Source organism: Brevibacterium sp. CBA3109, assembly GCF_040256645.1.
Taxonomy (GTDB): Bacteria; Actinomycetota; Actinomycetes; order Actinomycetales; family Brevibacteriaceae; genus Brevibacterium; species Brevibacterium koreense.
The window spans coordinates 250,165-263,461 of sequence record NZ_CP158281.1; the positions used below are offsets into that span (position 1 = coordinate 250,165).

At 63.6% G+C, this 13,297-nt stretch carries 16 protein-coding genes; 3 read left to right on the top strand and 13 right to left on the bottom strand.

From position 1 onward, the window contains the following. Position 1: 1 nt before the first annotated feature. The gene (locus AAFP32_RS01140; protein ID WP_350270265.1) at positions 2 to 751 is read left to right on the top strand and encodes an IclR family transcriptional regulator; all 750 of its coding nucleotides are present in this window, start codon (positions 2 to 4) and stop codon (positions 749 to 751) included. 362 nt (positions 752 to 1,113) lie between these two features. Here AAFP32_RS01140 and AAFP32_RS01145 read toward each other — a convergent pair whose 3' ends face one another. Then, the gene (locus tag AAFP32_RS01145) at positions 1,114 to 2,769 is read right to left on the bottom strand and encodes a BCCT family transporter (RefSeq protein WP_101619101.1); all 1,656 of its coding nucleotides are present in this window, start codon (positions 2,767 to 2,769) and stop codon (positions 1,114 to 1,116) included. Between the two features lie 245 nt (positions 2,770 to 3,014). Here AAFP32_RS01145 and AAFP32_RS01150 point away from each other — a divergent pair, with 245 nt between their 5' ends. After that, positions 3,015 to 3,164 (top strand): hypothetical protein, encoded by a 150-nt coding sequence (locus AAFP32_RS01150; RefSeq protein ID WP_164743296.1) that lies wholly within the window; start codon positions 3,015 to 3,017, stop codon positions 3,162 to 3,164. Positions 3,165 to 3,248: 84 nt separating this feature from the next. Here the strand turns inward: AAFP32_RS01150 and AAFP32_RS01155 are convergent, their stop codons facing one another. The 8 genes from AAFP32_RS01155 to AAFP32_RS01190 form a co-directional block, all read right to left on the bottom strand. Further along, positions 3,249 to 3,614, bottom strand: coding sequence for a type II toxin-antitoxin system death-on-curing family toxin (locus AAFP32_RS01155; RefSeq protein ID WP_350270266.1), 366 nt, complete (start codon positions 3,612 to 3,614; stop codon positions 3,249 to 3,251). Further along, positions 3,611 to 3,814, bottom strand: a complete 204-nt coding sequence (locus AAFP32_RS01160; protein ID WP_350270267.1) for a CopG family transcriptional regulator — start codon at positions 3,812 to 3,814, stop codon at positions 3,611 to 3,613. The genes AAFP32_RS01155 and AAFP32_RS01160 overlap by 4 nt, the downstream gene beginning before the upstream one ends. Positions 3,815 to 3,896: 82 nt before the next feature. Continuing rightward, positions 3,897 to 4,277: a VOC family protein gene (locus AAFP32_RS01165; RefSeq protein ID WP_350270268.1), complete on the bottom strand. Its 381-nt coding sequence runs from the start codon at positions 4,275 to 4,277 to the stop codon at positions 3,897 to 3,899. A 247-nt stretch (positions 4,278 to 4,524) separates the two neighbouring features. Next, a complete protein-coding gene (locus tag AAFP32_RS01170; protein ID WP_180957352.1) occupies positions 4,525 to 4,815 on the bottom strand; it encodes a hypothetical protein in 291 nt (96 codons plus the stop codon). Positions 4,816 to 4,829: 14 nt separating this feature from the next. Continuing rightward, on the bottom strand, positions 4,830 to 5,351 hold the full coding sequence (locus tag AAFP32_RS01175) for a hypothetical protein (RefSeq protein WP_350270269.1): 522 nt from the start codon (positions 5,349 to 5,351) through the stop codon (positions 4,830 to 4,832). A gap of 123 nt (positions 5,352 to 5,474) precedes the next feature. Then, a complete protein-coding gene (locus AAFP32_RS01180; protein WP_350270270.1) occupies positions 5,475 to 6,257 on the bottom strand; it encodes a methyltransferase type 11 in 783 nt (260 codons plus the stop codon). 213 nt (positions 6,258 to 6,470) lie between these two features. After that, positions 6,471 to 6,830 carry a DoxX family protein gene (locus AAFP32_RS01185; protein WP_350270271.1) on the bottom strand — a complete coding sequence of 120 codons (360 nt, stop codon included), beginning with the start codon at positions 6,828 to 6,830 and terminating at the stop codon, positions 6,471 to 6,473. Next, positions 6,827 to 7,477 carry a TetR/AcrR family transcriptional regulator gene (locus tag AAFP32_RS01190; protein WP_350270272.1) on the bottom strand — a complete coding sequence of 217 codons (651 nt, stop codon included), beginning with the start codon at positions 7,475 to 7,477 and terminating at the stop codon, positions 6,827 to 6,829. The genes AAFP32_RS01185 and AAFP32_RS01190 overlap by 4 nt, the downstream gene beginning before the upstream one ends. Before the next feature lie 111 nt (positions 7,478 to 7,588). Between AAFP32_RS01190 and AAFP32_RS01195 the strand changes: the two genes are divergently transcribed. Then, complete coding sequence (locus AAFP32_RS01195; protein ID WP_350270273.1) at positions 7,589 to 8,848, top strand: Nramp family divalent metal transporter; 1,260 nt, start codon at positions 7,589 to 7,591, stop codon at positions 8,846 to 8,848. A gap of 26 nt (positions 8,849 to 8,874) precedes the next feature. Here AAFP32_RS01195 and AAFP32_RS01200 read toward each other — a convergent pair whose 3' ends face one another. The 4 genes from AAFP32_RS01200 to AAFP32_RS01215 form a co-directional block, all read right to left on the bottom strand. Beyond that, positions 8,875 to 9,768 (bottom strand): metal ABC transporter permease, encoded by an 894-nt coding sequence (locus AAFP32_RS01200; RefSeq protein ID WP_350270274.1) that lies wholly within the window; start codon positions 9,766 to 9,768, stop codon positions 8,875 to 8,877. Next, positions 9,765 to 10,508: a metal ABC transporter ATP-binding protein gene (locus tag AAFP32_RS01205; protein WP_350270275.1), complete on the bottom strand. Its 744-nt coding sequence runs from the start codon at positions 10,506 to 10,508 to the stop codon at positions 9,765 to 9,767. Before AAFP32_RS01205 ends, AAFP32_RS01200 begins: the two co-directional genes overlap by 4 nt. Next, positions 10,505 to 11,449, bottom strand: a complete 945-nt coding sequence (locus AAFP32_RS01210) for a metal ABC transporter substrate-binding protein (RefSeq protein WP_350270276.1) — start codon at positions 11,447 to 11,449, stop codon at positions 10,505 to 10,507. Before AAFP32_RS01210 ends, AAFP32_RS01205 begins: the two co-directional genes overlap by 4 nt. Positions 11,450 to 11,628: 179 nt before the next feature. Then, positions 11,629 to 13,200, bottom strand: a complete 1,572-nt coding sequence (locus AAFP32_RS01215; protein WP_350270277.1) for a lipase maturation factor family protein — start codon at positions 13,198 to 13,200, stop codon at positions 11,629 to 11,631. Positions 13,201 to 13,297: the final 97 nt, after the last annotated feature.

Here is a 13,297-nt window from a genome sequence, read left to right on the forward strand (position 1 = left end):
CGTGGCTGAGGTTCCGGCGCTGCGGCGCTCGATCGCGATTCTGCGGCATCTGGCGGCGTCGAACCGTCCGATCTCCGCGGGCGCTCTTGTACGGGCGCTGGAGATCCCACGCTCGAGTGCCTACGAACTGCTCACCGTGCTCGAGGAACTTGGGCTCGTCGTCCGCACCGAATCCGGATACGTCCTGGGTGCCGGTGTGCACGAATTGGGCAGCTCCTACCTGCGGACCAACCCGCTGCAGCGCTTGGCGCAGCCCATCGTGCGGCAGCTGGCCGACGACACATCAGCGACGGCGCAGCTGGCCGTCATCCGCGGTTGGGAAACCGTGTACCTGCTCAAGGAGCAGTCGCTGAAGTCGGTCGCGGTCATCACTGCCACCGGTGTGCGCATGCCCAGCTACCTCACCGCGACTGGGCGGGCGATATTGGCGAATCTGCCCAAGCCAGAGGTGTTGGCGATGTTCCAGTCCGAGTCCGGATTCGTTACCCGCACCGGTCAGGGACCGACGACGGTGAAGGCGCTCAACGCGATCCTGGCTCAGGACCGCCGCGCTGGCTGGGCGATCGAACACGGCGAAGTCACCCCGGGAATTTCAACGATCGCCGCCCCCGTCTACGATGTCCTCTCCCGCCCGATCGCCGCGATCGGCCTCTCGCTCGCCGGTGATGCGCTGAGCGAGGAGACCGACACCGAACCGCTCGTGGATAAGGTCCTCACGGCCGCCGCCGAGGTGACCGCGAAGCTGCGGTGACCTCTCAAGCGAGAGCGGCGGGTGCTCGTCCCAGCGCCTCGACATGCCATGTAATCGAGCGGGCCATTTAGCGTCGAGAGAGTCAGTTGTAACTGGTTCTCTCGAGATTAAGTGGTCCGCTCGATCAGGCCCGGGTTCCATTCGCTATTCAGAACTCATAACTAGCCCCCTCAGTTGTTATGAATCAGAAGTGTTGTTCATAAGAGTAACGACGGCGCTTGATGAATTCTGTCGCCGTCGAGGTGACCGCCAAGCTGCGGTGACCCTCAAAAAAGAACTAACGAGCGGACCATCGAGCCAGGAGAGAACCAGTGAAAACTGGTCTCCCGATGCTCAGTGGTCCGCTCGGTGAAGCTTGGGGGTCAGAGTCCCAGTGCGCGCCTTTCGCGGGCGACTTCCTCAATCACCTGGTGGTCATTGCGCAATTCCCTGATCAACGCGATGCCGAGGATGATGACGATGATGGTGAAGGGAACCGCCGAGAGCATCGCCGCCTGCTGAAGTGCCTGCAATCCGCCGACGAACAGCAGCACGATGGCACAGGCGCCGGTGAGGAAGCCCCAGGTGGCGATGACCGGGCGGCTCGGGTTGAACGAACCCCGTGAGGACAGCGAACTGAGGACGAAGGTGTTCGAGTCGGCCGAGGAGACGAAGAACAGGATCACCATGATGATGGTGAAGACCGATGTCAGCAGCGACAGCGGCAGTTCGTTGAGAAGACTGAAGAAGGCCGTGTCGAGATTGGACGCAGTTGCCTCACCGATCGTGGCCCCGTCCATGTCCAGCTTCATCGCGGAGCCGCCCATGATGGTGAACCACACGAAGAACACAGCACTGGGGACGAGGAGGACCCCGGCCACGAACTGGCGGATCGTGCGGCCCTTCGAGATCTTGGCCAGGAAGATTCCCACGAACGCGCTCCAGGACAGCCACCAGGCCATCATGAAGTAGGTCCACCCGAGCATCCACTCGCTGTCGGAAGCACTCGATGGCGTCATGAAGCTGAGCTTCAGGAAGTCCCCGGCGAAGGAGCCGACCGAGCGCACGAACAGATTCGCGACGAACCCGCTGGGCCCGGTGATGAAGACGAACAGCCCGAGCAGAGTCGCCATGGTCAGAGTGATCTGCGAGATGTATCTGATGCCGCGGCTGACCCCGGTGAACGCCGATCCGGTGAAGAGCAGGGTGAGCACACCGACGACCACGATCTGCAGCATGATCGTCGTATCGATGCCGAACACCGCATTGAGGCCCTCACCGATCTGAGAGGCGCCGAGGCCCAGCGACGTTGTCGTTCCGAACAGAGTGGCGATGATGGTGAGGATGTCGATGACCTTGCCGACCCAACCGTCGACGAGGCGGCCGAGCACTGGCCGCAGCATTGTGGAGACCAGTGCAGGGCGTCCCTTCCTGTGCGTCGAGTAGCCGATCGCCAGACCGAAGACGCCGAAGATGGCCCAGGCTTGGAAACCCCAGTCGAGGTAGGAGAACTGCATGGCACGCACGGCGGCGTCCATGGTCTCCGGCTGAGCCAGGCCGTGAGGAGGCACCATGAAGTGGGACATCGGTTCGGCCACACCGTAGCTGACCAGGCCGATCCCCATGACTGCGGCGAGGATCATCGCCAGCCAGGACATCGTGGTGAACTCCGGACGGGAATCGGCAGAACCGAGACGGATGCGCCCGAATCGGCTTGCGGCGGACCACACGAGCATGACGATCGCGGCGAAGGGCACCACGAGGTAGATCCAGCCGAAGCTCGATGACACGGCGGTCATCGCCGTGGTCATGATGTCGCCGAGGCTGTCGGGCGACACCGTGGCCCAGATGACGAAGGCGATGACGAACGCCACCGACCAGAAGAAGACGGCGCCGACAGGGTTGTGCCGAGCGGAGTCTGCATCCGGTGCTGCTGCCAGCTGGGTGTCGGTGGTAATTGCCGCGGGGTCAGGCTCCGAATCGGCCTCAGAACCGGGGGCAGGTTCGGGCTCTGGTTCGTGGTTGTCCAGCATCGTCATCGTGGTCTCCAAGCTCGAGTCCGCCTCGGCGGCGGGCAGGAGTCTTCGTCAGGGGGCGGTGGGGGTAGTGCGCAATGGCAAGAAACAGGCTCCGCGAACTGGGGTGTTCGTGGAGCCTCGTAGGTGACGAGTGTATTCGCCTTCGCGTGGAATTGCCGCCTCGTTTCGGCACTTCGATGAAGAGTGTGAGGTATCTCGCTGCAGCCGTAGAAGTTCAGATTTCGAGTGTGAGCAGGTGGTAGCTCATGGACTTCCTGTGCCCGTCCAGGTTGGGAGAACCGGTGACTCCGCCGCGGAGCAGCCCGGCGATCGAGCGCACACTGGTCGTGGTCCACCGCAAGCGCGGCCCGCTGCCGGCCGTCGCCGAACGCTTCCGGCAGAGTCTGCTGTCGTAGAGCTGGGGCGGCCGAGCGCGACATTGAGCGAGATGTCGCTGAGCGGTACGACTCGTGGGGTAGCGTCCGTCCATGTCCCAGTGGTCAAGCGCGCCAAGTTCTCAATTTCGCCGCGATGTCGGCGGTCTCTATGCCACCACTCGCGACCGAAATGACGAGATCGTAGGCATCGTCATCCGGCGCATCGAATTCGACGCCATTGAGATCGTAGAAGACCGCTAGGCTGAGCCAGCCCAGCCGCTTGTTGCAGTCAACGAGAGGATGATTTCGAACGATCGACTCCAGCAGAACAGCGCCTTTTTCATCTACGGATGGATAGACCTCAGTCGCCCAAAGAGTGGTCGTGGGCCGATGCGCAGCAGAATCAAGCAGGCCGAGGTCGCGTACCGGTCCGACGTTGAGATCGGCGACTAGTTCGAGGAGATCTTCGGTTCGAAGGTAGACAGTCACTTGCCGAGTCGGTCGAGCAGATCGCCATACCGTTCGCGGGCGTGCTTCGAAGCCTCACTGACCTGTGCCTCGTGGCCTCGTCGCTCGGCCACCTCGTGGATTGCATTGATGACGAGGGCCTGGCGGCTTACCCCGTCCTGTTCGGCGAGGCGAGCCAGGAGCTGCTCGTCGTCCTTGTTCAAACGCAATGTCATTGCCATAAATCTATGATACCAAAGTGGTAGCAGAATTGACGAGGGCGTTTGGTGGAGTCGGCGCTGACCTTGAGAGTCGCGCTTGTCCTCAGAAGTATGGCTTCGTGATGAGCTCGAGAAAATGGTCGGCCGGATCGAGGAAATAGACCCCACACCCGTCATGTCCGGAGTTTGTCTCCTGCAGACGAGTCCGCTGTGGGTCCGCCCAGTAGTCGAGGCTGCGTTCTTGCAACAGTCGGACTGCCCGATCGAAGTGGTCATCCGTGCAGAGAAACGCCATATGCACGGGTGAGAACTCATAGGGAGGTGGCGGTGCCGCGAACTGCAGCATGACTCCGCCGGAGAGCATGATGTTGGCGAAGACTGCCCAGGATTCAGTGTGTTCGGCTTCGAGGATGTCGACGTAGAACTGAGCGGATTCGGCGGGATCGGCGGCGACGATGATGGTGTGGTTGAAGGTTGCTGACATGATGTCCTTTCGCAAATTGGGCCCGACAAGGTGGGGCCGGGGCTGAGGGCCCGACATGATTGCGGGCATAGCGAGCTGGAGCTCGGCGAGGGAGATCTTTTCGAAAGGGGTGGGCCGCGAATATCGTATTCGCGTCCACGGCGACTCAACGGTCGACCGGGTGGCCGATCCGTGAGCGGCTGAGAGCCTGTCCGGTCATGGTCCACAGCCTAATCGACTTGAGGGTCAGTTGCCGGTGCGATCGTGCTCAGGGGCATCGCGAACTAGTGATTGCGAACGTCGAGTACACGATGTGCTCAATCCCGGAAGCTTCCAAAGCCATCGACGGTCGCGCCCCGATCCCTCGCCGAGGCGGGTCGATGATCACGCAGTCCGGTCGTTGGTCGGTAGCCAGGTTCGTCTCGACGAACTCCGGGGCACCGCCGGCGACGAACTCGACCGTGGCGCCCGGCTGTGAGCCGAAGCCGAGCTCGGCAGCACTGATCTTCGCTGATTCGACAGCCTGCTCGCTGATCTCGCCAGTCGGAACCGTGGCCAAGCTGCGCGATGGCGTCAGGCGACGGTGAAGCTGAGGATCATGAAGATCCCGAAGGAGACGAAGGGTGCCAGTGCGGCGATGGCGATTGCGACGATTCCCTGCGTCCTGGCGCGGCTGGTGGCAACAGACACGATGCCCATGATGAGGCCGGTGACTCCGAGTGCCGCACATAGGACCTGAAGGCCGGCGAGTGCGATTGCGAGATTCTGGTACCAGCTGGGAGTATCGGCGAAGTAGTAGCCGTTCTCGTTCTCCATCGGGCCGATGGTGACTCCGAGGACGATCGAGGCGAGCAGGGACAGTCCCGCGGCGACGATGGTGACGACCAGGGCGACTGTGCCGAACAGCGGGCGGTTCGCTCCTGCGGGTGAAATCCGGTCGTGATCGGGCTGCACGCCTGGTGAGGTGGGTGCCTGACCGACGGCACTGCTGTGACCGACGCCGTGCACGTGATTTCCCCGCGCTGCGGTGTAGGGCTGCTGTGCGGCCAACTCGTCATCGGTGGGCTGGGGATACATGAAATCCGGCGAGGTCATGTCTTCGACACTATCCACGCCGGCCACGGCCCGCCCATGCGGCTCGCCTGTGGCCGAGGTCGGGGAAACCTGACCCTCAGGTGAGGACGAGATTTCGACCAAGCGCGGTCGCCGTGCGGGTGGCTATTGCTCGGCGACGATAAGGAATCGCTTCTGGGTCACCTCGATCGGAGAGCTGCGGGCCGCCAGCCGGTCGAGGGCCTCACGATTTCCGGCCACGGTGAATCCGGGGGCATCCCAGGGGATGTAGGCGAGGTACTCGATGATCGCCTCGACGTCGGCGAATTCCATCGTGCCGGTCCACTCGTCGGCATCGGTGATGGTGAAGCCATGTGCTTCGAGCCCGTCGATGCACGGTTCGAGTCGGTTCTCCGGCGCCTGCGGTGCGCCGCCGAACCAGTGTCTGAACTCGGAGGCCTCCGTGCCGTCAACCTGCTGGGTGAGGAAGCCGCCGTCGGGTGCGATGACGCGAGCGAGTTCTGCCGGGTCATAGCTCTCATGCCGGTTCATCACGAGGGTGAAGAAGTCGTCGGGCCACGGCATGGCCTCCCCGGTCTCGCTGTCGTACTCACGAACCTCGATGCCGTATTCTGCCAGCGCCGAGGTGGCCAGCTCCAAGTTCGGCTTCCACCCTTCACTGGCATGGACCGAGGATCTGCGACTGATGAAGCCTCCAACGGTGCTGACACGTTTGACGAGTTCGCTGAGGCGCTCTCCTCCGCCGGTTCCCATGTCGAGGCACGGCATTGACCTCGCCATCGCCTTGGCGCAGGTCAGGTCAAAATCCCAGGGTGGTTCGTCGGCGACGAGTCTGGAGCCGAGTGCGGCGAAGTCCCACCCGGTCATCACTGCGGTCTCGTGGATCCAAGCCCACCGGGCGTATCGGTCCTCTGTGGATTCGGCCACGCTGCCAATCCTTCCAACTTCATGCCAACCATTCGGCCGCAGTAGCGGTCATTGTGGAGTTGCGTGCGAAAAATCGCCGATCGTCGAACGCAACTCCACAATGAAATCTACCGCAAGGGGCCACCCGCCTTCACGGACGAAGGCAAATCCTCAGGCGCGGGCGCCGGGGCGGCAGCAGCTCAGGTGCGGCAGCGGCTCAGGTGCGGCAGCGGCTCAGACGAGGAAGCAGAACACGAGGATGAGAACATTGAGCACAAGCATCCCCAGGCAGTTGAGCCAGAAATCGCGTCCCACATAACCAGCCCGCAGGTGGGCGCCGGCGGCGGTGAGGAAGTAGACGATGAGGCCGACGATCGCAGCCAAGCCGAGGCCCGGGATCCAGAAGCCTGCGATGAGCCCGGCCACCGCGAGGAACTTCACGACCGCGAGCACCCACCACCAATTACGGGGGAGTCCGACTCCGTCAAGGCAGTCGGCAATGACCTTCGGCGGGGCGAAAGTCAGGATGCCGTCAATGAGGACGATGAAGGCCATCACCGCAACCGGCCACCAGGGATCGGGGAGCAGGGTCATACGGGTCTCCGCAGTTGTGTGTGGAACGCGATGCTGCGCGATAGGGCCTCGGTCGCCTCGTCGAGGCTCATATCGCTGGCCGCCCACCGGAACAGGATTCCGAGGTGGGAGTCATAGAGTGCAGAGGCGCTCGCCAGTGCGTAGGCTTCGCTGATCCCGATCGAGATCAGGCTGGAGGACAGTTTGTCCTGCAGATCGGCCGCCAGGGTGTCAAACACCTGAGGTTTGCCGGTCACGCGCATCAGTGCCGCCGCGTAGTCCCGGGAGAGATCCTCATGAGCGGCGAAGAATTCGAGGAAGGGCAGGAAGATCCCCAGCAGATGGCTCTGCACCGCCGAGGTGGGTCCTGTCCTGGCGTGGATATACGCGGACGGCGCTGTCCCCGCTTGAGTGCGCGTCCGAGTGGGCAGGGTGTAGGTCCCGGCCTGGAGCGCTGCGATCCACCGGTCGTAGCAGCGGATGAGGAGAACCTCCTTGTCTCCGGCGGTCATCACCCTGCCCACGGACACCTCGGCGCGGTGGGCGATTCCTCTGACCGTCGTGGCCCTGTAGCCGAACTCGAGGAAGAGATCGGCGGCGGCAGAGATGACCTTCTCCTCGGTTCTCAGCCGACGGCCGGTCTGTGAGTGAACATGTTCAGTAGGCATGATTGAATCGTAGGCCCTTCCGTGTTCAGTTACCAGGCGGGGTTGGTTTCACTCTGGAGCTGAGCCGTCGCGGCCTTGCCTCGCGCATCAAAGTCAACGTACATTAACTTAATGAACGTCGATCCACCGAGTATCGGTACGGCCGCCACTTCTGCGCGCCCGAAGAAGGTCTCCACGTTCCTCCTCCTGGGCCCGGCCTTCGTCGCGGCGATCGCGTACGTCGATCCGGGCAATGTCGCCGCCAATCTCAGCGCGGGTGCCCAGTACGGATATCTGCTCGTGTGGGTCCTCGTCGCGGCCAACCTCATCGCAGTCCTCGTGCAGTATCTGTCGTCGAAACTCGGCCTTGTCTCCGGGCAGTCCCTGCCGAGCCTCCTCGGCGGCAGGCTGCGCCGCAGGTCCCGGCTGGCGTATTGGGTGCAGGCGGAGATCGTGGCCATCGCCACCGACATCGCCGAGGTGATCGGCGGCGCCATCGCCTTGAAGATCCTCTTCGACCTGCCGCTCCTCCTGGGCGGAATCATCGTCGGCGTCGTGTCCCTGGTCCTGCTCTCGATCCAGTCCACCCGTGGTCAGCGTCCCTTCGAAACGGTGATCATCACCCTGCTCGCAATCATCGCCATCGGCTTTCTGGCAGGTCTGTTCGTCGGCGATGTGAATTGGGGGCAAGCGGCAGGTGGAATCGTGCCCAGACTCGAGGGCACGAACTCGGTGGTGCTGGCCGCAAGCATGTTGGGTGCGACCGTGATGCCGCACGCGATCTACCTGCATTCGGCGTTGTCCGTCGACCGGCACGGCGCCGCGCCGCGTGCCTCGATTCCTCAGCTGCTCAAGGCCACCCGGTGGGACGTCGTGGCCTCTCTCGTCATCGCGGGCTCGGTCAATATTGCGATGCTCCTATTGGCCGCTGCCTCACTTCGCGGCCAGGACGGGACCGACACGATTGAGGGGGCGCATGCGGTGGTGTCGGCCAACCTCGGCGAGGTTGTGGGTCTGTTCTTCGGCATCGGACTCCTGGCCTCCGGCTTGGCCTCGAGCGCAGTCGGGTCCTATGCGGGGGCCTCGATCATGCAGGGACTGCTGCGAGTCAAGATCCCGATCGTGTGGCAGAGGGCGGTGACGATTATCCCGGCCCTCATCATCTTAGGAATCGGGGCAGATCCGACCTGGTCGCTCGTCCTCAGTCAGGTCGTCCTCAGCCTCGGAATTCCATTTGCGATGGTTCCCCTGGTCAGGCTGACGATGAGCAAGAAGGTGATGGGACGGTACGCAAACTCACGGATCATCACTATCGTTGCGATCCTCGCCTCAGCGCTCATCATCGTCCTCAACCTCGTCCTCATCGTGCTCCTGGCTCTGGGCATCGACTGAAGTCGGCTTCAATCAACTCCTGTCGGTCACTGCGGCTGGACGGTCAAGCTCGGATCGGCCATCTCCCGTCGCCGCCTGCGCACGGACAAGCGCCGCCCGATCAGACCGTGGCGGGGGCTGAAGAGGTAGACGAGGACGAAGACGCCACCTTGTGAGAGCACGACCATGCCGCCCGAGGCGGTGTCGATGTAGTAGCTGGCGTAGAGTCCGACCAGCGCACAGACGACCGAAATCGCCGGTGCGATGATCAGCATCCGCTGGAACCGGTCGGTGAGCAGGTAGGCGGTGGCGCCGGGGATGATGAGCATGGCGACGACGAGGACCACTCCGACGGCCTGCAGCGCGACCACGGAGGTCAGCGCGAGCAGACCCAGCAGCAGCGCGCCGAGGATCTTCGGGTTGAGGCCCAGGGCGTGAGCATGCGTGGGGTCGAAGGCGAAGAGGGTGAAATCGCGATTCTTCGCCGCGAGCACCACCAGAGTGATGACGCCGAGGACGGACACCTGAAGCAGCTCGGAGGAGGAGACGCCGAGGAGGTTGCCGAAGATGATGTGGTTGAGATCCGTGTGTGAGGGAACGACGGAGATGAGCACGAGGCCGAGGGCGAACAGTGTGGTGAAAACGATTCCGATCGCGGCGTCCTCCTTGATCCGGCTCGTATCCCGCACGGCGCCGATGAGCCCGACGGCGAGGAATCCGAAGACCACAGCACCCAAGGCGAACGGAGCCCCGACGACGTAGGCGAGGACGACTCCGGGCAGCACGGCATGCGAAACCGCATCACCCATGAGCGACCAGCCGATGAGGACCAGCCAGCACGAGAGCACGGCGCAGACGATCGATGCGATGAGCGTGGTCGCCAGCGCGCGGAGCATGAAGTCATAGCTCATGGGTTCGAGCAGGAGGTGAACGGCGGTCATGCTGCTGCGCCTCTTTTCATCACGTCGAGACCGAACGCCAACGCGAGATTCTCGGGCCGGAGAACCTCCTGTGGCTCACCCTGGAGCAGGACACTGCGCATGAGCAGGATCGCTTCGTCGGCCAGGTCCGGCAGGGCGTGCAGGTCGTGGGTGGACACGAGCACCGTGGCACCGGCGGCGGCAAGTTCCCGAAGCAGACGGGTGATCGTGGCCTCGGTGCGTTTGTCCACGCCGGCGAAGGGCTCATCGAGGAGGAGGATCGTGGCTCCCTGTGCGATTCCCCGGGCGACGAAGGCGCGCTTCTTCTGTCCGCCCGAGAGCTGGCCGATCTGACGGTCGGCGTACTCGGTGAGTTCGACGCGTTCGAGAGCCCGATCGACCGCCTCGCGGTCGGCCCTCCTCCTGATGCGCAGCGGACCCATGTGTCCGTACCGGCCCATCATGACCACCTCCCGCACGGAGAGAGGGAAGTCCCAGTCGACGTCCTCACTCTGCGGAACGTAGCCGAGGATGCCGGCCCGCCGAGCCGAGGCAGTAGATTCGCCATTGATGGAGACGGTGCCGAAATCGGGGTCGGCCATGCCCATGATCGCCTTGAACAGCGTCGACTTTCCGGACCCGTTCATGCCGATCAGACCGCAGATCCGGCCCGGTTCGAGGGTGAATGAAGCACGGTCGAGGGCCAAGACGGACCCGTAGTGGACGGTCACTTCGTTGACGGCGATGGCGGGGGTGCTCATGAGTTCTCTCCTGTCAGGGCTTCGGTGATCACGGACGCGTCGTGACGGATGAGGTCGAGGTAGGTCGGGACCGGGCCGTCGGCCTCGGAGAGCGAATCGACGTAGAGGGTGCCGCCGAAGTCCGCATCGGTGGCTTCGACGACCCGTTCCATCGGGGCCGGAGAAACCGTGGATTCGCAGAAGACTGCGGGCACGTCGTTGTCATCGACGAATTCGATCGCCGAGGTGATCTGACCGGGCGTCGCCTGCGCCTCGGCATTGACCGGCCAGATGTACTTCTCGGTCAGCTCGGCATCCCTGGCGAGGTAGGAGAACGCGCCTTCGCAGGTGACAAGCGCCCGCTTCTTCTGCGGCAGTGCCGACAGGTCCGAGGCGAGTTCGTCCTGGACCTCCTGCAGCTGGCCGTTGTAGGCCTCGGCGCGGTCGCTGTAGTCATCGGCGTGATCGGGGTCGAGCTCGCCGAATGCCCGGGCCATGTTCTGCGCGTAGATCTGCACATTGAGCGGACTCATCCAGGCACGCGGGTTGGGCTTGCCCGCGTACGCGTCCGCGGTGATCGAGAGCTCCTCGACCCCTTCGCTGACGACGGCGTGAGGGACGTCGAGATCGTTGACGAACTGTTCGAACCACTGTTCGAGATTCAGCCCGTTGTCGAGGACGAGGTCAGCCTTCGATGCGCGGCGGATATCGCCCGGGGTGGGCTCGTAGCCGTGGATCTCGGCACCGACCTTGGTGATGGACTCGACCTCGAGATGGTCACCCGCGACGTTCTCGGCGATGTCGGCGAGAACGGTGAAGGTGGTGAGGACGACCGGCTTCTCTCCACTGTTCGACTCGGTTGCCAAGCTGCTGGTACCGCAGGCGCTGAGGCCGAGTACGAGAACGGATGCGGTGAGGGCCGTCAGTGGGAGTGTGAGACGGCGGGATCTGAGGTGGGGCAAGGCGGCTCCTGGCACGAAGTCGGGTTTCGGCACCAGCACCGGAGCCGAAAAGTTAAGGTACATTAACTTTAAGCATTCGTGAGTGGAGTTTCAATTTCCTGCCTGCGCAAGTGTGCAATCGGAGTCAGGGGAGCCTCAGACCGGTTCGGTGGGAACCTCTGCCCGGCTCGGTGGAAACCTCAGTCCTTGCGCAGAGCTGTGGGTTCGACCATGGTTCTGGAGTTCGAACGCACCCACCACGGTCGAGGCTGGCCCTCGTCCGCGGCCTGACGTCGTTCCTTGTCTGTGGCGTAGCGGTAGGTGAAGACCCGCACGCGGATGAGCGCCGGTGCCTGCCCGCCGAAGGGATCCGGGCCCAGCAGCTTCCGGATCAGTGGGTCGCCGGAACCGATGCGTTCGAGCAGCGCGTAGAACCACGACTGCCGGTAGTCGCCGAGGGCGGCGAACCACATCAGCCAGTCCAGGCGCAGATGATAGGGCGCGACGATCGGTGAGCGCCGGGACACGTCACCGGGTTTGCCCTTGAAGACATACGGCCGCCAGCCTCCATCGGCATCCGCCACATCGTCGTCGGAATCCGCGTGGTCGCTCGCATCAGGGTCGAGGGTGCCCTCGATGATGATCTCGTCCCGGGATTCGGTCATCGAACCGAAGGCACCATAGGCATTGCCCAGCCCCCACCGGTTGAAGCTGGCATTCATCAGCTGGTGAGGCGAGAACAGATTGCGCAGGGCAGGGACGTTGAGTACGCACTGCCACACGACGAAGACAGTGACGAGGACGGCCCACCACAGGGGGAGAGCCGAGGACGACGCGAGCGCAGCGGTCGACGCGGATGATCCGACCGCCTCGGCGCCGGGCAATCCTGACAGCCCCCACCCGGGCCACGGGCCGCCGAGAACCCAGCCGAGGAATGAGTCGCTGATCCCGGCGAATGCGAGCAGGATCGTCGCCCAGTTCAGCCAGGCGTAATTGCCGGTGATGACGAGTGCGAGCTGCGTGATGATGATGACCAGCGCGGCGAAGGACGCGATGGGTTGGGGCAGGAAGAGCAGCCACGGTGCGCTGAGCTGGGCGATATGGCTGCCCAGAGTCTCTCCTCGGTGCCACCAGCCGGGCATCAGGTGCGCACGGCGGCTGAGCGGATTGGGCATGGGCTGGGTCTGATGGTGATAGTCCATGGCGGACAGGTCCCGCCAGGAGCTGTCCCCGCGCATCTTGATCATGCCCGCCCCGAACTCGATGCGGACGACGAAGAACCGCAGCAGAAGGATCATCAGCAGTGAGGGTGCGACCTCGTGGGAGCCGAGGAATCCGACGAGGAAGCCCGCTTCGAGCAGGAGGGACTCCCAGCCGAAGCCGTAGAAGCGCTGCCCGATGGCCACGATCGAGAAGTAGAGCCACCACATCAGCCAGAACACTGGGATCATCGTCCACGCGGGCCCCGCCTGAGGGAGGCCGGCGATGACTGAGACGGCCAGCAGCATGCCGACGCCGCACACGATGCGCAGTCGACGATCGGTGTAGCGGGTGTGTTTCCACCGGAACAGCGTGGGTGCCTGCTTGGCGGTGGTGAGCTCGATGAAGCGCGGGGCTGGGGTCAGTCCGTGTTCGCCCAGCAGGGCGGGAAACTGGTTGAAGGCGCTGAGGAAGGCGATGAAGAACAGGACGCCGAATCCGCGCTGGATGACCTCGCGGGCGATCGTGTAGTCCTCGGCCGATAAGAATGACAGCACCGTGGCGATGTCCACGGCGATCACCTCCCGGTTCGTGCGTCGGCGCGGTTCCCGACGGTCCTGCCTCGACTATGGTCCCAAGCACGGTGTCGTGCAATACCTGTCATGAATG